The 18,195-nt window shown below is 68.0% G+C and carries 15 protein-coding genes; 12 read left to right on the forward strand and 3 right to left on the reverse strand.

What is annotated here, in order from left to right:
• Positions 1-39 precede the first annotated feature (39 nt).
• From mtrA to secA, 6 genes are all read left to right on the forward strand, one after another.
• Positions 40-717, forward strand: coding sequence for an MtrAB system response regulator MtrA (gene mtrA, locus JWS14_RS34385; RefSeq protein WP_005240059.1), 678 nt, complete (start codon positions 40-42; stop codon positions 715-717).
• A complete protein-coding gene (mtrB, locus tag JWS14_RS34390; RefSeq protein WP_072937628.1) occupies positions 714-2,486 on the forward strand; it encodes an MtrAB system histidine kinase MtrB in 1,773 nt (590 codons plus the stop codon). The genes mtrA and mtrB overlap by 4 nt, the downstream gene beginning before the upstream one ends.
• Positions 2,483-4,276 (forward strand): MtrAB system accessory lipoprotein LpqB, encoded by a 1,794-nt coding sequence (gene lpqB / locus JWS14_RS34395; protein WP_072937629.1) that lies wholly within the window; start codon positions 2,483-2,485, stop codon positions 4,274-4,276. Before mtrB ends, lpqB begins: the two co-directional genes overlap by 4 nt.
• A gap of 48 nt (positions 4,277-4,324) precedes the next feature.
• Positions 4,325-5,023, forward strand: coding sequence for a ComF family protein (locus tag JWS14_RS34400; RefSeq protein ID WP_095860850.1), 699 nt, complete (start codon positions 4,325-4,327; stop codon positions 5,021-5,023).
• 171 nt (positions 5,024-5,194) lie between these two features.
• Positions 5,195-5,872, forward strand: coding sequence for a ribosome hibernation-promoting factor, HPF/YfiA family (hpf, locus tag JWS14_RS34405; protein WP_072937631.1), 678 nt, complete (start codon positions 5,195-5,197; stop codon positions 5,870-5,872).
• 151 nt (positions 5,873-6,023) lie between these two features.
• On the forward strand, positions 6,024-8,891 hold the full coding sequence (gene secA, locus JWS14_RS34410; protein ID WP_206016246.1) for a preprotein translocase subunit SecA: 2,868 nt from the start codon (positions 6,024-6,026) through the stop codon (positions 8,889-8,891).
• A gap of 15 nt (positions 8,892-8,906) precedes the next feature.
• Here the strand turns inward: secA and JWS14_RS34415 are convergent, their stop codons facing one another.
• Positions 8,907-9,431, reverse strand: coding sequence for an Rv3235 family protein (locus JWS14_RS34415; protein ID WP_206015229.1), 525 nt, complete (start codon positions 9,429-9,431; stop codon positions 8,907-8,909).
• 131 nt (positions 9,432-9,562) lie between these two features.
• On the opposite strand from JWS14_RS34415, the gene JWS14_RS34420 reads away from it, so the two are divergent.
• The 6 genes from JWS14_RS34420 (at position 9,563) to JWS14_RS34445 (ending at position 15,838) form a co-directional block, all read left to right on the forward strand.
• Positions 9,563-10,000 carry an HAD-IA family hydrolase gene (locus JWS14_RS34420; RefSeq protein ID WP_095860849.1) on the forward strand — a complete coding sequence of 146 codons (438 nt, stop codon included), beginning with the start codon at positions 9,563-9,565 and terminating at the stop codon, positions 9,998-10,000.
• A complete protein-coding gene (locus tag JWS14_RS34425) occupies positions 9,994-11,418 on the forward strand; it encodes a WS/DGAT/MGAT family O-acyltransferase (protein WP_087556692.1) in 1,425 nt (474 codons plus the stop codon). The genes JWS14_RS34420 and JWS14_RS34425 overlap by 7 nt, the downstream gene beginning before the upstream one ends.
• 30 nt (positions 11,419-11,448) lie before the next feature.
• A complete protein-coding gene (locus tag JWS14_RS34430; protein WP_206015230.1) occupies positions 11,449-11,961 on the forward strand; it encodes a DUF6912 family protein in 513 nt (170 codons plus the stop codon).
• Between the two features lie 91 nt (positions 11,962-12,052).
• The gene (locus JWS14_RS34435) at positions 12,053-13,168 is read left to right on the forward strand and encodes a ferredoxin reductase (RefSeq protein WP_072937637.1); all 1,116 of its coding nucleotides are present in this window, start codon (positions 12,053-12,055) and stop codon (positions 13,166-13,168) included.
• 62 nt (positions 13,169-13,230) lie between these two features.
• Entirely contained in the window at positions 13,231-14,487 is a 1,257-nt protein-coding gene (locus JWS14_RS34440; RefSeq protein WP_072937638.1) for a fatty acid desaturase family protein, read from the forward strand.
• Positions 14,488-14,599: 112 nt separating this feature from the next.
• Complete coding sequence (locus tag JWS14_RS34445) at positions 14,600-15,838, forward strand: fatty acid desaturase family protein (RefSeq protein WP_072937639.1); 1,239 nt, start codon at positions 14,600-14,602, stop codon at positions 15,836-15,838.
• A gap of 28 nt (positions 15,839-15,866) precedes the next feature.
• On the opposite strand, the gene rsgA is transcribed toward JWS14_RS34445, so the two are convergent.
• Positions 15,867-16,907 (reverse strand): ribosome small subunit-dependent GTPase A, encoded by a 1,041-nt coding sequence (gene rsgA / locus JWS14_RS34450; protein ID WP_083395563.1) that lies wholly within the window; start codon positions 16,905-16,907, stop codon positions 15,867-15,869.
• Positions 16,853-18,169 (reverse strand): 3-phosphoshikimate 1-carboxyvinyltransferase, encoded by a 1,317-nt coding sequence (aroA, locus tag JWS14_RS34455; RefSeq protein ID WP_206015231.1) that lies wholly within the window; start codon positions 18,167-18,169, stop codon positions 16,853-16,855. The genes rsgA and aroA overlap by 55 nt, the downstream gene beginning before the upstream one ends.
• Between the last annotated feature and the right edge of the window lie 26 nt (positions 18,170-18,195).

Genomic DNA, 18,195 nt, shown 5'->3' on the forward strand with positions numbered 1-18,195 from the left:
ACGGGCTGTTACGGCCTCCGAAGATGCAACGATAGGGACATGAAGCCAAGGATTCTGGTTGTCGACGACGACACTGCGCTCGCGGAGATGCTCACGATCGTGCTCCGCGGCGAAGGATTCGATCCGTATGTGGTGGGGGACGGGACCCAGGCGCTCACCGCGGTCCGGGAGACACGCCCCGACCTGGTGCTGCTCGACCTGATGCTGCCCGGCATGAACGGCATCGACGTGTGCCGTGTCCTGCGGGCCGATTCCGGTGTTCCCATCGTGATGCTGACCGCGAAGACGGACACCGTCGACGTGGTCCTCGGATTGGAATCCGGCGCGGACGACTACATCATGAAGCCGTTCAAGCCCAAGGAGCTGGTGGCTCGGGTCCGCGCTCGGCTTCGCCGGACCGAGGACGAGCCGGCCGAGCTGCTCAGCATCGCCGACATCGTCATCGACGTCCCCGCCCACAAGGTGAGCCGGGGCGAAGAACTGATCTCCCTCACCCCCCTCGAGTTCGACCTGCTGGTGGCTCTGGCGCGCAAGCCGCGACAGGTGTTCACCCGTGAGGTGCTGCTCGAGCAGGTGTGGGGTTACCGACATGCGGCCGACACCCGACTGGTCAACGTGCACGTGCAGCGCCTGCGCGCCAAGGTCGAGACTGATCCCGAGAATCCCGAAGTGGTTTTGACGGTCAGGGGGGTCGGCTACAAGGCCGGACCGCCGTGACAGGTGTTTCCCGATGGCGGCGTCGTGTCAACCGACGCGTTTCGCCGATCCTTCGGTGGGGTCACTCACTGAGCAATACCCTCGCGCACACGTGGCGTCGTTCGCTGCAGCTGAGGGTCGTCGTCTCGACGTTGACGTTGTCGCTCATCGTCATCGTCGTGCTCGGCGTCGTGCTGACGAGTCAGATCACCGACCGTCTGCTCGAGACGAAGATCAACGCGGCCACCGAGGAGATGGACCGTGCCCGGAGCACGGTGGAGGGGCAGCTGGCAGGCGCGGACGACAGTAGTTCGCCCACCACGCAGCTCGACGGCGCCAGGGCCGCCCTGACGAACCGTGAACCCGACGCCGGGCAGGCGTCGGGTTCGGCGGGGACGTTCGACCCGGTGCTGATCGTGCCCGGTGACGGCCCCCGTGCGCCGACGTCGAGTGGTCCGGCGGACCAGATCCCGGAGTCGCTGCGGGCGTTCGTCCAGGCCGGTCAGGTGGCGTACCAGTTCGCCACCGTGAACGATCCGGAAGGCTATTCGGGGCCGGCGCTGATCGTCGGGAGCCCGACCGCGTCGGCGATCTCCACACTCGAGCTGTACCTCGTGTTCCCGCTGGCCAGTGAGGACCGCAGCCTGTCGCTGGTCCGCGGCACGCTGCTGGTGGGTGGCGCCGTGCTCGCCGTGCTGCTCGCGGCCATCGCGCTCCTCGTCGCCCGGCAGGTGGTCCTGCCCATCCGGTCGGCGTCACGGATCGCGGTGCGTTTCGCGGACGGCCGGTTGAAGGAACGGATGCCCGTGCGCGGCGAGGACGACATGGCCCGGCTGGCGATGTCGTTCAACGAGATGGCGGAGAGTCTGTCCAAGCAGATCACCCAGCTCGAGGAGTTCGGAAATCTCCAGAAGCGATTCACCTCCGACGTGAGCCACGAACTACGGACGCCGCTGACGACCGTGCGCATGGCGGCCGACCTCATTCACGACGGCAGCGACGATCTCGACCCCGTGCTGCGGCGGTCCTCGGAGTTGCTGGTCGCGGAACTGGACCGATTCGAGGGGCTGCTGGCCGACCTCCTCGAGATCAGCAGGCACGACGCCGGCGTCGCGGAACTGGCCGCCGAGCAACTCGACGTCCGGATGTGTGCGCGTGCGGCGATCTCGACCGTCCGCCACCTCGCGCGCGAGAGTGGGACCGAACTGATCGTGGACCTGCCCGATCAGGCGGTGATGGCCGAGGTGGATCCGCGTCGGGTGGAGCGCATCCTGCGGAACCTGCTGGCGAACGCGATCGATCACGGAGAAGGCAAGCCGGTGCTGCTGCGCGTGCGCGCCGACGACAGCGCTGCGGCGTTCATCGTGCGCGACCAGGGCGTGGGCCTGCGGCCGGGCGAGGAGAAGCTGGTGTTCAACAGGTTCTGGCGGTCCGATCCGTCGCGCGTGCGGCGGTCGGGCGGTACCGGCCTCGGACTCGCGATCAGCGTGGAGGACGCGAATCTCCACGACGGCAGGCTCGAGGCGTGGGGTGAACCCGGCCAGGGCGCCTGCTTCCGGTTGACGCTGCCCCGGGTGCGGGGACGCAAGGTCGTGTCGAGCCCGCTGCCGCTGAAACCAGGAACCGTGAAATACGTTCAAGGACAGCCGGTTCCGGGCGACGACACGTTGCCGGTGCGCAACGAGGCCCCGGAGGCGGCGGCCGACGAGTCCCGCACGATTCCCCAGCAACGTGAGCGTGCGCACGTCGGTGACCGGGACGGTGCGCACGTGCCGGAGTCGGACCTGTGACGCCCGGCCGGCGATCCGCCCTGCAGTCGCGGTCGGTGTGCGGTGCGATCGCCCTCGCGGTGCTCGTGACCGTCAGCGGGTGCGCGAGCCTCCCGGATTCGTCCACCCCGCAGGCGATCGGCACGATCAACCGTGACTCGCCGGGCTCGAGTGTCGCGGCCCCGGCGCCGGGACGCGAACCAGACCTGCTGCTGCGCGACTTCTTCAAGGCCAGCACCGATCCGACCGACCGGCACCTCGCGGCCCGCCAGTTCCTCACCCCCGGTGTGTCCGGCAGGTGGGACGACGCGGCCAGCGCCACGATCGTCGACAAGGTCGACGTGCTCCCGGAGACCCGGTCGGCCGACCAGGCGACGTACACGATCCGCGCCAACAAGGTGGGTCAGCTCGAGCCCGGTGGGCTGTACGTTGCGGAGGAGGGCAGTTTCGAGACGAAGATCAGTCTCGAGCTGCAGGGCGGCGAATGGCGGATCTCCGAACTCCCCGCAGGCGTGATCCTCGATCGGGCGCAGTTCCTGAACACGTACCAGCGCAAGTCGCTGTACTTCCTCGACCCGGCCGGGACGACGGTCGTGCCGGACCCGCGCTGGGTGTCGGGCGCCCAGGACCAGATGGCGTCGCAGCTGATCGGCCTGCTGATCGACGGGCCCAAGGCCGCGCTCGCCCCAGCCGTCCGCAACGAGCTCGGTGACGGGGTCTCGGTGCGCGGCCCGATCACGAAGGCCGACGGCCGCACCGCGCAGGTCGGGGTGGGGCTCGGCGGGATCCGGATCGACTTCGCCGGCGTGCCGCCGATGGACGCGCAGCAGAAGCAGCTGTTCGCGGCGCAGGTGATCTGGACGCTGGCCAACGCGGAGATCTCGGGCCCCTACGTGCTGCTCGCCGACGGCGAGCCGTTCGACGAGCGGTTCCCGAACGGGTGGACCACCGCCGACGTCGCGTCCATGAACCCGTTCGCGACGTCCAGCGCCACCGTCGGCCTGCACGCGCTGCGCGAGGGGTCGATGGTGAGCGTCACCGAGACCGGCGTCACCCCGGTGCCCGGGTACTTCGGTTCGGCCCGCAACATGCGGTCGCTCGCGCTGTCGCAGGACGGGAAACTGGTCGCCGCGGTCGCGGACACCGGGCGTCCCGCGCCGGAACCCGCGAGTTCGCTGATGGTCGGGGCGTACGAGGACGGTGCCGCATCGGTGCTCGAGGGTGGCGCGATCACCCGCCCCACGTGGGCGCCCGACAACTCGGCGATCTGGGCAGCGGTCAACGGCAACACGGTCATTCGGGTGTTGCGCGAGCCCGGCACCGGCCGGACGTCGGTGGTCAACGTCGACGCAGGCGCCGTCACCGCACTGGGCGCCACGATCACCGAGTTGCGCCTGTCCCGCGACGGGGTGCGTGCGGCACTGATCGTCGACGGCAAGGTCTATCTCGCCATCGTCACCCAGACGCCGGGTGGTCAGTACGCGTTGACGAATCCCCGTGCGGTCGCGATCGGGCTGGGCAGCCCGGCGCTGTCCCTGGACTGGAGCACGAGTGACACGATCGTCGTCGCGCGTGCGGCGTCGGACATCCCGGTGGTGCAGGTGGCCGTCGACGGTTCGCGGATGGACGCGCTGCCGAGTCGCAACCTGACCGCGCCGGTGGTGGCCGTGGACGCGTCGACGACCACGGAGTTCGTCGCCGACTCCCGGGCGGTGTTCCAGTTGAACAACAACGATCCGGCCGGCGACCGGTACTGGCGGGAGGTTCCCGGGTTGACGGGTGTGAAGGCGATCCCGGTCCTGCCGGGCTGAGGCCGCCGCTGCGGGCCGGCTGTCGGTGCGAACGCGGATACTGCCCGCATGCGCGCCCTGCCCGGTCTCCGCACCCTGCTCGACCTGATCCTGCCCGCCGAGTGCGGCGGGTGCGGGGTGCCGGGCACCCAGTGGTGTGCCCGCTGCGCCACGGAGTTGGCCGACGATCCCGTGCTGCTCCGGCCGCGGGTGGACCCCGGCGTCGGGGTGTGGGCGCTCGGGCCGTACTCGGGTGCCCGCCGCCGGGCCGTCATCGCCGCGAAGGAGCGTGGGCGGCGCGATCTCGCCGCGCCGCTCGGATCCGCCGTAGCGGGCGCTCTGAGCCGTCTGCAACAGTGGGGTGAACTCGACCCGCCGGACGTCGCCCCGGTGGTCCTCGTGCCGGCTCCGACGCGTCCGCGGGCGGCCCGTGCACGCGGCGGTGACCCCGTCACGCGGATCGCCGTCGCCGCGGTAGGGGACAGGCGCGTGTGTCCCGCGCTCGTGATGCGGCGCGCCGTGCGTGATTCGGTCGGACTGAACGCAGATCAACGTCGAGTAAACCTAGAGGGTGGCGTTCGGTTGACGCGCAGCGGCGCAGCATTCGCGCGACATCTCGAGTCGGAATCGCCGTCATTGCACAGGGTTTCGGTGGTTCTTCTGGACGACGTGTCGACCACCGGCGCGACCGCGACCGAGTCGGTTCGGGTGTTGTCGAGAGTGGGTATCCGGATCAGCGCGGTGGTCGTGGTGGCGGGTGTTGGATGAAATTCTGCCGAACAGTGGCACTCGCGCGCGTTACGTACTAGCGTCGCGGACACACCCGAAAACACAGGTAGGAGGTGGAACTTCGAACCTGGTGCCGGGCGGACCCCCTTCCGGCATTGCTCAAACTCGCCGCCGCCCATCAAGGGGCGGGGCCGTAATCGGGAGGTACGAGTGACGACCCCTTCGCAAGCCTCGGTTTTCGTCGACGACCGCACCACGGAAGCACAAGAGAAGACGGATACCCCCACCGCCGAGATCGTCGTCAAGGGACGCAACGTCGAGGTACCCGACCACTTCCGCGTGTACGTCTCCGAGAAGCTGTCGCGCCTCGAGCGCTTCGATCCCTCCATATTCCTGTTCGATGTCGAACTTCACCACGAACCCAATCGGCGCCAGAGGAAGAACTGCCAGCGCGTCGAGATCACTGCCCGAGGCAAGGGGCCGGTAGCCCGAGCCGAGGCATGCGCCGACAGTTTCTATGCAGCATTCGAGTCGGTGACCGCCAAGCTCGAGAGCAGGCTCCGCCGCACGAAGGATCGCAAGAAGGTCCATTACGGGGAAAAGACCCCGGTGTCGGTGGCGGAGGCCACCGCCGCACTCGCCGAGGACGACAGTCTCGGCATCAGTCCCGACATCTCCCTGGACGGTCAGGTGTCGGACGAGCACACACCGGGTCATGTCGTGCGTACCAAGGAACACAAGGCCACGCCGATGACCGTCGACGACGCTTTGTACGAGATGGAGCTGGTAGGACACGATTTCTTCCTGTTCCACGACAAGGAGTCGGACAAGGCGACCGTCGTCTACCGGCGGCACGCGTTCGACTACGGATTGATCCGTCTGGCGTGATGTACTCCCGTTCCGCCTGACGATCCGAGCGGTCGGTCTACTCGTCCGATCGCGGAAGCGCCTACCATGGAATCCGGCCGGGGTTCTCGGACCTCCGGCCGGATTTTGTGTGTCACCCATCCACTGCCGAAGATTGAGGACGAACAAGACTGTGCCGTCGCTGTCGCTATCGAAGCTGCTCCGTGTTGGTGAAGGTCGCATGGTCAAGCGGCTCAAGCACATCGCCGACCACGTTTCCTCGCTGTCGCCCGAGGTCGAAGACCTGACCGACGAGCAACTCCGCGCGAAGACCGAGGAGTTCCGCGCCCGCTACCGTGACGGCGAGACGCTCGACGAGCTGCTGCCCGAGGCGTTCGCGGTCGCCCGCGAGGCGTCCTGGCGGGTCATCGACCAGCGGCACTTCCACGTGCAGATCATGGGCGGCGCCGCCCTCCACTTCGGCAACATCGCCGAGATGAAGACGGGTGAGGGCAAGACCCTGACCTGCGTGTTGCCCGCATACCTCAACGCGATCGCCGGGGACGGCGTGCACGTGGTCACGGTCAACGACTACCTCGCCAAGCGCGACTCCGAATGGATGGGCCGCGTCCACCGCTTCCTCGGACTCGACACCAGCGTGATCCTGTCCGGCATGTCGCCCGCCGAGCGTCGCGCGGCCTATGCGGCGGACATCACGTACGGCACCAACAACGAGTTCGGGTTCGACTACCTGCGCGACAACATGACGCACTCCCTGGACGATCTCGTCCAGCGCGGTCACAGCTTCGCCGTGGTCGACGAGGTCGACTCCATCCTCATCGACGAGGCCCGGACCCCGCTCATCATCTCCGGCCCCGCCGATGCGTCGAGCAAGTGGTACGCGGAGTTCGCCCGCATCGCGCCGCTGCTCAAGCGTGACGTGCATTACGAGGTCGACATCCGCAAGCGCACCATCGGCGTCCACGAGGCCGGCGTCGAGCTCGTCGAGGACCAGCTCGGCATCGACAACCTGTACGAGGCCGCCAACTCGCCGCTCGTGAGCTACCTGAACAACGCCATCAAGGCCAAGGAACTGTACACGAAGGACAAGGACTACATCGTCCGCGACGGCGAAGTGATCATCGTCGACGAGTTCACCGGCCGCGTCCTCGTCGGCCGCCGGTACAACGAGGGCATGCACCAGGCGATCGAGGCCAAGGAGAAGGTCGAGATCAAGGCCGAGAACCAGACCCTCGCCACGATCACGCTGCAGAACTACTTCCGCCTGTACGACAAGCTGTCGGGCATGACGGGTACGGCCGAGACCGAGGCCGCAGAGCTGCACCAGATCTACAACCTCGGCGTCATCCCGATCCCCACCAACCGGCCGATGGTCCGCGTCGACAACGGCGACCTGATCTACAAGACGGAGGAAGCCAAGTTCGACGCCGTCGTCGACGACGTGGTGGAGCGGCACGAGAAGGGCCAGCCGGTCCTCATCGGCACCACCAGCGTCGAGCGGTCCGAGTACCTGTCGAAGCAGTTCACCAAGCGCGGGGTGGCACACAACGTCCTGAACGCGAAGTTCCACGAGCAGGAAGCCCAGATCATCGCCGAGGCCGGCCGGTCGGGCGCGGTCACGGTGGCCACCAACATGGCCGGTCGTGGTACCGACGTCGTGCTCGGCGGCAACCCCGACATCATCGCGGACATCGCGCTGCGCAAGCAGGGCCTCGACCCCGTCCACACCCCCGACGACTACGAGGCGGCGTGGGACGACGTCCTCGACCAGGTCAAGGCCGAGGTGAAGGCCGACGCCGACAAGGTCCGCGAGGCCGGCGGGCTGTACGTCCTCGGCACCGAGCGGCACGAGTCCCGGCGCATCGACAACCAGTTGCGCGGCCGGTCGGGTCGTCAGGGCGATCCGGGTGAGTCGCGGTTCTACCTGTCACTCGGCGACGAGTTGATGCGACGGTTCAACGGTGCGGCGCTCGAGTCGATCATGACCCGGCTCAATCTGCCCGACGACGTCCCGATCGAGGCGAAGATGGTCTCGAAGGCCATCAAGAGCGCTCAGACGCAGGTCGAGCAGCAGAACTTCGAGATCCGCAAGAACGTCCTCAAGTACGACGAGGTGATGAATCAGCAGCGCACGGTCATCTACAACGAGCGCCGTCAGATCCTCGAAGGCAAGGACATGGAGGGCCAGGTCGAGAAGATGATCACCGACGTGGTCACCGCCTACGTCGACGGCGCCACCGCGGAGGGCTATGTCGAGGACTGGGATCTCGAACAACTGTGGACGGCGCTCAAGACGCTGTACCCGATCGGTGTCGACTACAAGGAACTGGTCGGCGACGGCGACGACGAGACGAAGGACATCACCGCCGACGAGCTGCGCGAGACCCTGCTGAAGGATGCGCACGACGCCTACGCGCGGCGTGAGGCCGAGATCGACGGCGTCGCCGGTGAGGGATCGATGCGCGAACTCGAGCGCCGGGTCCTGCTGAGCGTCCTCGACCGGAAGTGGCGTGAGCACCTCTACGAGATGGACTACCTGAAGGAGGGCATCGGCCTGCGGGCGATGGCCCAGCGTGATCCGCTCGTCGAGTACCAGCGCGAAGGTTTCGACATGTTCGGTGGGATGCTCGAGGGCCTGAAGGAGGAGTCGGTCGGATTCCTGTTCAACCTCCAGGTCGAGGCGGCCGCCCCGCAGGCGGCGCAGGCCCCGGGTGTCAGCGTCACCGCGGCTTCCGCCGCGGCGACGGCGTCGGCTGCACCCGCTCCGGCGGCACCGCGACCGCTGCCCACCCAGGAGGCAGCGCAGCAGGCGCAGGGCACGGCGGCACCGTCGGCCCTCCGCGCGAAGGGACTGGACGACGGTGAGCCCCGTGGGCTCACGTATTCCGGGCCCGCCGAAGACGGCAACGCCCAGCTCAGCCGCCGCGGAGCGGCCGAATCGGACGATTCCGCCGACGCCGGAACCCGTCGCCAGCGGCGCGAGGCCGCGCGGTCGCAGTCGAAGGGCAAGAAGGCCCCGCGTACCAAGCGCAAGCGCTGACCGCAGCGGGGACGATCAGCCGATCACCAGCGAGGTGACGGTCCAGCCCGTGTCGGACTGTTGTTCGACACGGGCAGCGATCACGAAGATCCGTGGCCCCCGGCCGTACGTGCCGAAGGCCTCGAAGACGCAGGGCTCCACCGCGCGCAGATGCACGCGGACGAGCGCCGCCACACCGAGTCGCCGGGCAGGCGACTCCGCGAGCGCGAACGTGCGCACCACGTCGACGAGCGACGGCGCCACCAGCGGCCGCAGTTGCCGGACGTTGCGCCGCCGATCCAGCACTTCGAGAACGAGCCGGAACGCCTGCTCCGTGAACCGCTGAACGTCCGGCGACGGAATCGGCAGTGTTCCCGGGTGCGTCGCGGCGGTGCGCGGCGACGCCCCCGAGTGCGGCGACGACCGGTGTCTGCCGTGCCCGAGCGGGTGCCGCGCACCCGACTGCGCCGCCGAACCTCCCGGCAGGATCGGCGCGGCGTCGTCGCCGGCCGCCGGCTCGAAGCGCGGCACCCGTGACAGGAACGTGTAGGACTCACTCATTTCTTACCCCCCGGTTTCGGCATGAGACAGCCGTCGTAGCGGTCATAATCGCACGGATCCCGGCGTCGTGTCGCCGTACCGCGGAGCGGACTCGTGTCGCCGAACCGTGGAGCGGACCCTAGGGTGGGGACGTGCGGGGATTGATATTGGACTTCGGCGGAGTTCTCGCGGGTCCCGGTTCGGACATGGACGGCCTGTCGTCCGTCCTCGCCGGTGCCCGGACCCGTGGTGTGCGGACCGCGATCCTCAGCAACGATCCCGGCGGTCCCGGCGCGCAGTGGTTGCGGGAACTCGGCGACGGCCGGCTGGTCGATCAGGTCGTGCTGTCCGGGGATGTCGGTGTCGCCAAACCTGATCCGCGGATCTACCGGCTGACGGCCGGCGCGCTCGGTCTGGAGCCGGGCGACTGTATCTTCGTCGACGACCTGCCGGCCAACGTCCGGGGCGCAGTGGCTGTCGGGATGGTGGGCATCCACCACGTCGACGGCGCGGCCACGGCGGACGAGATAGCGATACTTCTCGAGGTGGATCGAGACGGGATGCAAGGGGGACAGGCGCCGACATGGTGACGAGACTGACTACGCAGGATGCATCGTTCTACTTCCTCGAGGCGAGCAGTACGCCGATGCACGTGGGATCGCTGGCGATCTTCCGGAAGCCGCGAAACGGGTTGTCCTACGAGGAATTACTGAGCCTGGTCGAGGAGCGGTTGAGCCTGGTGCCGCGCTACCGGCAAAAGGTGCGGGAGGTGGCGCTGGGACTGTCGCGGCCGGTGTGGGTGGACGACCAGGACTTCGACATCGAGTACCACGTCCGGCGGTCGGCGCTGCCGAAGCCCGGATCGGACGCCCAGTTGCACGACCTGGTCGCACGGCTCACGTCCCGGCCCCTCGACAACACGCGTCCCCTGTGGGAGATGTATCTGGTGGAGGGGTTGTCGAACAACCGCTTCGCGATCTTCACGAAGTCTCATTCCTCGCTGGTCGACGGCGAGACGGCGCTCGAGATCGGTCAGGTGATCCTGGACCCGGCGAAGACCCGGCGGCCGATGGCCGAGGAACTGTGGATGCCGAGCCCCGCCCCCAGTGAGTCCACTCTCATCGCGGGGGCGCTGGCGGAGATGGTGTCGAGGCCGGGCGAGGGTCTGGCCGCGCTGCGGATGACGTTGGGTGACATGGCGTCTGCGCTCGGCGAGACCGTGCGCACCGTCGGTAAGCTCGCCGCCGTGGTCCGCACCGCGACGCAGGTGGCGCCGTCGAGTCCGCTCAATGCGACGATCTCCCGCAATCGGCGGTTCGCGGTGGTCAAGACCGAACTGGGCGACTACCGGAAGATCCGCGCGCAGTACGGGTGCGAGGTCAACGACGTCATCCTCGCCGTCGTGTCGGGTGCGATGCGGTACTGGCTGCTGTCCCGCGGTGAACCGGTGGCCGAGTCGACCACGGTCCGGGCCATGGTCCCGATGTCCGTGTACGCGACGGATCCCGAGGCCGACGACGAGGCGTCCCGCCGCGGCGAGTGGGCGGATCCGCGGAGCATGGTGTCGTCCTTCCTCATCGACCTGCCGGTCGGGGAACCGAACGCGGTGGTGCGGCTGTCGCACGTGGCGCACGCCATGGAGGCGCACGCGAAGCAGAGTCAGCGGGTCACCGCGGAGACCCTGGTGCGGTTGTCGGGGTTCGCGCCCGCCACGCTGCACGCGATGAGTGCCCGTGTCGCGAGCAGCTTCTCGCAGCGCATGTTCAATCTGATGATCACCAATGCTCCGGGTCCGCAGATGCCGTTGTACGTCGGGGGAGCGCGGATGCTCGAGATGTACCCGGTGTCGCCCCTGCTGAAAAACCAGACTTTGAGCATCGGCCTCACGTCCTACGACGGCAACGTCTACTACGGTTTGAATGCAGACCGTGACGCCATGGCCGACGTGGACGTGGTGGCGGCGCTGCTGTACGAATCTCTCGAGGAGTTGTTGGATGCCAGCCGGTGAGAAGTCCGCGGTGCGAATGACGGGTGACGCATGACGAGGGTGTACGTTCCCGCGACGATCGAGATCCTGCAGCGGCTCGTCGCCGACCAGGAGTTCGATCCGATGAGCCGTACCGCCTTCGCCGTCACCGCCACGCTCCGCGAGGCGTACTCGTCGGGCGACGACGACGAACTGGCCGAGGTCGCGATGGCCGAGGCCGCCCGGGCGTCGCTGCGTCTGATCGCGGGCCGGGTGGGGGAGAGCGGGCGCGACGGGGTCCGCTTCCGCCGCGCCGTGGTCGCCGCGGACATCGACGACGTGACACCCCGTCCGGACCTCGACGACGCCGTCGTCCGGTTGCCCGGTCCGGTGACTATCGGCCGGGTCGCGTCGGTGCACGTGGACCTCGCGGAGGCCGAGCGCGACATCGAACGGGCCGTGTCGGCGATCGACGAGGCGGATCTCGGGGATCCGGACGCCGAGTTCGTTCTCGGTGACGCCGAGGATCACGTTCTGGCGTGGTACGCCACCCAGGAGCTTCCGTTCCTGCTCGAACTGCTCTGACCGGTGCGTCCTCTTACCTTGGGGTAACCTACGGTACCGTAACTTGAAAACCTACGGTAGCGTAGGTCGTGACGGAAAAGGTGGAGGTCGGATGGGTCTGAAGGATTGGATCGAGGCGCCCGCAGCAGCGGTCGTGCCCGCCAAGCGGTCCAAGCTCAATTGGTTGCGCGGTGCGGCGGCACGTCTGACGACGCCGTTGCTGCCCGACGACTACCTGCACCTGGCCAACCCGCTGTGGTCCGCCCGCGAGCTGCGTGGACAGATCGTGGACGTGCGCGCGGAGACGGCGGACTCCGCCACGATCGTCATCAAGCCGGGCTGGGGATTCGACTTCGACTACGAGCCCGGCCAGTACATCGGCATCGGCCTGCACATCGACGGACGCTGGCACTGGCGTTCGTACTCCCTCACCTCGCCGCCGAACTGGGACGACAAGCGCATCTCCATCGCAGTCAAGGCGATGCCTGAGGGATTCCTGTCGAGTCACCTCGTCAACGGTGTGCCGTCCGGGACGATCGTCCGGCTCGCGACGCCCACGGGCAACTTCGCGTTGCCCGACCCGCCGCCGCAGCGCATCCTGTTCCTCACCGCGGGCAGTGGCATCACTCCCGTCATGGCGATGCTGCGCACGATGAACCGGCGCGGCCAGCTCCCCGACGTCTTCCATGTCCACTCGGCGCCCACCGACGCCGACGTGATGTTCGCCGACGAACTCACCCAGCTCCACGAGGAGCACGACGACTTCCGGTGCAAGATCCAGCTCACCCGCAGCCAGGGCAAGTTCGCGTTGTCCTCGCTCGACGAGGTGTGCCCGGACTGGCGCGAACGGCAGACGTGGGCTTGCGGGCCGCTGCCGATGCTCGACGAGATCGAGACGCTGTGGCGCGACGAGAACATCGAGGGCAAGCTGCACCTCGAGCGTTTCGCCGTCTCCCGCGCGGACACGTCCGGCGAGGGCGGAACGGTGACGTTCGCCAAGGCCGACAAGACCGTCACGATCGACGGTGCCACCACTCTCCTCGAGGCCGGTGAGCAGGTCGGGGCGCTCATGCCGTTCGGTTGCCGGATGGGGATCTGCCAGACCTGTGTCGTGCCGATCCTCGCCGGGCACGCTATCGACCTGAGGTCCGGCAAGCAGCATGCCGAAGGTGACCGAGTCCAGACTTGTATCTCGGCGGCGGCAGGGGACTGCACGCTCGACGCGTGAGCGTGAGCGTGTTGTTCACCTGACTCCGCTATTCTCGGACTCTCACCAGACGGAGGAGCACGGTGGCGATCACCGACATCAAAGAGTTCGCGCATCTGACCGAAGCGGACATCGAATCGCTCGGGCGTGAGTTGGATGCGATCCGGCTCGACGTGGAGGATTCGCGCGGCGTCCGCGACGCCCGATACATCCGCCGGGCCATCAGGGCGCAACGACTGCTGGAGCTCGGTGGCCGGCTCGCACTGTTCGGGAGCCGGTACCGGCCGGCCTGGCTGGCGGGCACCGCGATGCTCTCCCTCTCGAAGATCATCGAGAACATGGAACTCGGCCACAACGTGATGCACGGCCAGTGGGACTGGATGAACGATCCGGAGATCCACTCGATGTCGTGGGAGTGGGACCAGACCGGCCCGTCCGAGCACTGGAAGCGGGCCCACAACTACTCCCATCACACGTTCACCAACATCGTGGGAATGGATTCCGACGTCGGTTTCGGCATCCTCCGGATGACCCGCGACGAGGAGTGGCGGCCGATCAACCTGCTGCAGCCGTTCGCCAACATCGTCCTGGCCGCCACGTTCGAGTGGGGGATCGCGCTCCACGACCTCACGTTCGCGGCCGAGTTGGAGGGCGCGGAGAAGGGGCAGCTCAACTCGCAGGCCAACAAGGATTTCGCCCGCAAGATCTTCCGTCAGGTCGGCAAGGACTTCCTCCTGTTCCCGGTGCTCGCGGGACCGGCGTGGAAGTCGACGCTGACGGCGAACACCACCGCCAATCTCGTGCGGAACCTGTGGGCGTATGTGGTGATCTTCTGTGGGCACTTCCCGGACGGTGCCGAGAAGTTCACCGTGGACGAATACGAGAACGAGACCCGGCACGAGTGGTACCTCCGGCAGATGCTCGGCAGCGCCAACTTCGACTCCGGCAAGATCATGGGTTTCATGAGCGGGAATCTCAGCTACCAGATCGAGCATCATCTGTTCCCCGATCTGCCGAGCAACCGGTACCCGGAGATCGCCGTGAAAGTGCGGGCGCTGTGCGAGAAGTACGACCTCCCCTACACCACGGGGTCGCTCGCCAAGCAGTACCTGCTGGCCCTGCGCACGATCCACAAACTCGCCCTGCCCGACCGCTTCCTGCGCGCGACGGCGGACGACGCCCCCGAGACGTCCTCGGAACGGAAGTTCCGCGATGCTCGCGACGCGGGTGCCGCGATGGTCGAGACGCTGCGCACGGATCCCGTGACCGGACAGCGCCGGGGTCTGCTGTCGGCGCTGCGCGCCCACGCGGAGGCCAAGATCTCGCGCCGTCGTCGGTGATTTCACTCACACCTACACTCAAGTAACCTACGGTGTCGTAACTTACGGTACGGTAGGTCATGTCAGCGCCTATCCGGTGTGAACTGTCGACCCAGCCAGGAGGAGGTCCCCCATGGCGATTGCAGATGTCAAGGAATACGCACATCTCACCGAAGCCGATGTCGAGGCGCTCGGGCGCGAGTTGGATGCGATCCGCCGCGATATCGAAGAATCTCGCGGGGAGCGCGACGCGCGCTACGTGCGGAACACCATCAGGTTGCAGCGTGGACTCGAGATCGGCGGCCGCGCAGTGCTGTTCGCGAGCAAGCGGCGCCCTGCCTGGCTGGCGGGCACGGCCTTGCTCTCCCTCTCGAAGATCATCGAGAACATGGAACTCGGCCACAACGTCATGCACGGCCAGTGGGACTGGATGAACGATCCGGAGATCCACTCCACCTCGTGGGAGTGGGACGTGACGGGACCGTCCGCTCACTGGAAGCAGACGCACAACTACATCCACCACAAGTACACCAACGTCCTCGGCATGGACGACGACGTCGGATACGGACTGCTGCGCGTCACACGTGACCAGCGGTGGAAGCCGTTCAATACCGGCAATCTCCTCTACAACACCCTGCTGGCGCTGTTCTTCGAGTACGGCATCGCGGCGCAGCACCTCGAACTCGGCAAGGTCGCCAAGGGGCGCGTACCGAGCGAGGAAACCCAGCGCAAGCTTCGCGAGGTCGGCGAGAAGATCGGCAAGCAGATCCTCAAGGACTACGTGATCCACCCCGCGGTCACCGGTCCCGCGTGGAAGAGCACGCTCACTGCCAATATCGCCGCGAACATGATCCGCAACGTGTGGACCAACGCGATCATCTTCTGCGGGCACTTCCCGGACGGCGCCGAGAAGTTCACGAAGGCCGACATCGACAACGAGACGCAGCCCGAGTGGTACCTGCGCCAGATGCTCGGTAGCGCGAACATCGACGGCGGCAGGCTGATGGACTTCATGTCCGGCAACCTGAGCTACCAGATCGAGCACCACCTGTTCCCCGACCTGCCGAGCAACCGCTACGCGGAGATCGCCGTCCGGGTGCGGGAGTTGTGCGAGAAGTACGACTTGCCGTACACCTCCGGCCCGTTCCTGGTGCAGTACGCGAAGTCGTGGCGCACCATCGCCAAGCTGTCGTTGCCGAACAAGTACCTCAAGGCGACCACGGACGACGCGCCGGAGACGGCGTCGGAGCGCAAGTTCGGTGGAAACACCACGGCGACAATCGATCCCGTGACCGGCCGCCGTCAGGGGTTGAGTTCCGCGATCAAGCGCACCCGCAAGCGTCGCGGTCTGCGCGCGCTGCTTTCCCGCTAGACAGTTCCGCCACGGCGCGGTTCGTCCCTCACCAGGCCTCGTTGGACGCGATGGCCGTGAGGAGGTGACGGACCGCGTCGACGCGTTTGGCGGCCTTGCCCTCGAGGTGGTCGAGCGCGCATTCGGGGTCCGCGGGCGGGCCGAGGTGGGTACACCCTCGCGGGCAGTCCTCGATGGCCGCGGCCAGATCGGAGAACGCGGCAACCACGTTCTCCGGGGAGATGTGGGCCAGTCCGAACGACCGGATGCCCGGGGTGTCGATCACCCAGCCGCCCGACGGGAGCGGCAGCGCGACCGATTGCGTGGACGTGTGCCGGCCCTTGCCCACGCCGGACACCACGCCGACGGCCCGGTCGGCGTCGGGCACGAGACGGTTGACGAGAGTCGACTTCCCGACCCCCGAATGCCCGATCAGCGCGGTGAGCCTGCCGGACAGCATGGACAGGACCTCGTCGACCGGATCGTCGCGGCCTGCCACGACCACGGGGACGTCGAGGTCGGCGAACGCGCTCGCGAACTCCTCGGGCGGCTCGAGGTCGCTCTTCGTCAGGCACACGATGGGGCTCAGCCCGCCCGCGTACGCGGCGACGAGCGCGCGTTCGACGAATCCCGTCCGCGGCGGCGGGTCGGCGAGCGCCACGACGATCAGCAACTGCTGCGCGTTGGCCACCACGATCCGCTCGTACGGGTCGGTGTCGTCGGCGGTGCGCCGCAGCACCGTGGCGCGCTCGGCCACCCGCACGATCCGCGCCAGGGTGTCGGGTTTGCCGGACAGATCGCCGACGACGCTCACCTCGTCGCCCACCACGATGGGGGTGCGGCCCAGTTCGCGGGCGCGCATGGTGACAAGGGGACGCTCGGGGTCGCCGCCCAGAACGCAACCCCACCGGCCGCGGTCGACGGCGACGACCATCGCCGACTCGGCGGCGAGGTGCTCCGGCCGGGTTTTCGTGCGCGGGCGCGTTCCTCGGCCCGGGCGCACCCGGACGTCGGACTCGTCGTACTGCCTGCGACTCAGAAGCTCGCCTTCCGACCGGTGCCCGCAGCCGCGGACAGCATTGTGGCCCACAGGTTCTCGAAACCGGGCAGCGTCTTCGCCGTGGTGTCGATGTCCTCGATCTCGATGCCGTCGACCCGCAGCCCGACGATGGCTCCGGCCGTCGCCATCCGGTGGTCGGCGTAGGAACGCCACCTCCCGCCGTGCAGGTCGGCGGGCACGATCGTGAGGCCGTCCTCGGTCTCGGTGACGTTTCCGCCGAGCGAGTTGATCTCGTGCGCGAGCGCGGCCAGCCGGTCGGTCTCGTGTCCGCGCAGATGCGCGATGCCGCGCAGGCGGGACGGGCCGTCCGCGAGTGCCGCGAGCGCCGCGACGGTCGGGGTGAGTTCGCCGACGTCGTGCAGGTCGATGTCGATGCCGGTCAGCTGCTGGGGGCCGCGGACGGTGAGGTTCGCCCCGTCCCGCCGGACGTCGGCGCCCATCGCCAGCAGGATCTCGCGAATCGCGTCGCCGGGCTGCGTCGTCTCGGCAGGCCACAGCGGAACGGTCACCTCACCGCCGGTGACGGCGGCGGCGGCGAGGAAGGCGGTGGCATTCGACAGGTCGGGCTCGATCACCCGGTCGACGGCCCGCACCGGACCGGGGCTCACCCGCCACGTGTCGGCCTCCCCGCCCGTCGCCGGGGTGGAGACCTCGACACCCGACTCGCGCAGCATCTCGACCGTCATGTCGATGTGCGGCATCGACGGGACCGTCTTGCCGTCGTGATGAACCGTGACGCCCTCGTCGAACGCGGCGGCAGACAGCAGCAGCCCGGACACGAACTGCGAAGAACCGGACGCGTCGATCGTGACCCGGCCACCGCGCAGGGAGCCCGCGCCGCGGACGGTGAACGGCAGGGAGTCGCCGTCGATGTCCGCGCCGAGACCGCGCAGCGCGTTCAGGATCGTGTCGAGCGGGCGGGTACGCGCCTGCTCGTCGCCGTCGAAGTCGACCGTTCCCTCGGCGAGCGCGGCGACCGGCGGAAGGAACCGCATGACGGTGCCCGCCAGGCCGCAGTCGACCGCACCGCCCCGGAGGCGTCCGGGAGTGACCCGCAGCGTCGTGTCGGCGCCGGCCGTCTCGATGCCGATCCCCAGCGTCCGGAGTGCGTCGATCATGAGGTCGGTGTCCCGGCTGCGCAGTGCCCCGGTGAGGGTGGACGGAGCGTCCGCGAGTGCGGCGAGGATCAGCGCGCGATTGGTGATCGACTTCGATCCGGGGAGGGCGACCGTCGCGACGACGGGCGCTTCGGCACGGGGGGCGTTCCACAGGCTCAGGCTCACGGTCTCCATCTTCGCCTATCGGGCGGGTCGCCGGG

It is taken from the genome of Rhodococcus koreensis (assembly GCF_017068375.1).
Lineage (GTDB): Bacteria > Actinomycetota > Actinomycetes > Mycobacteriales > Mycobacteriaceae > Rhodococcus_F > Rhodococcus_F koreensis.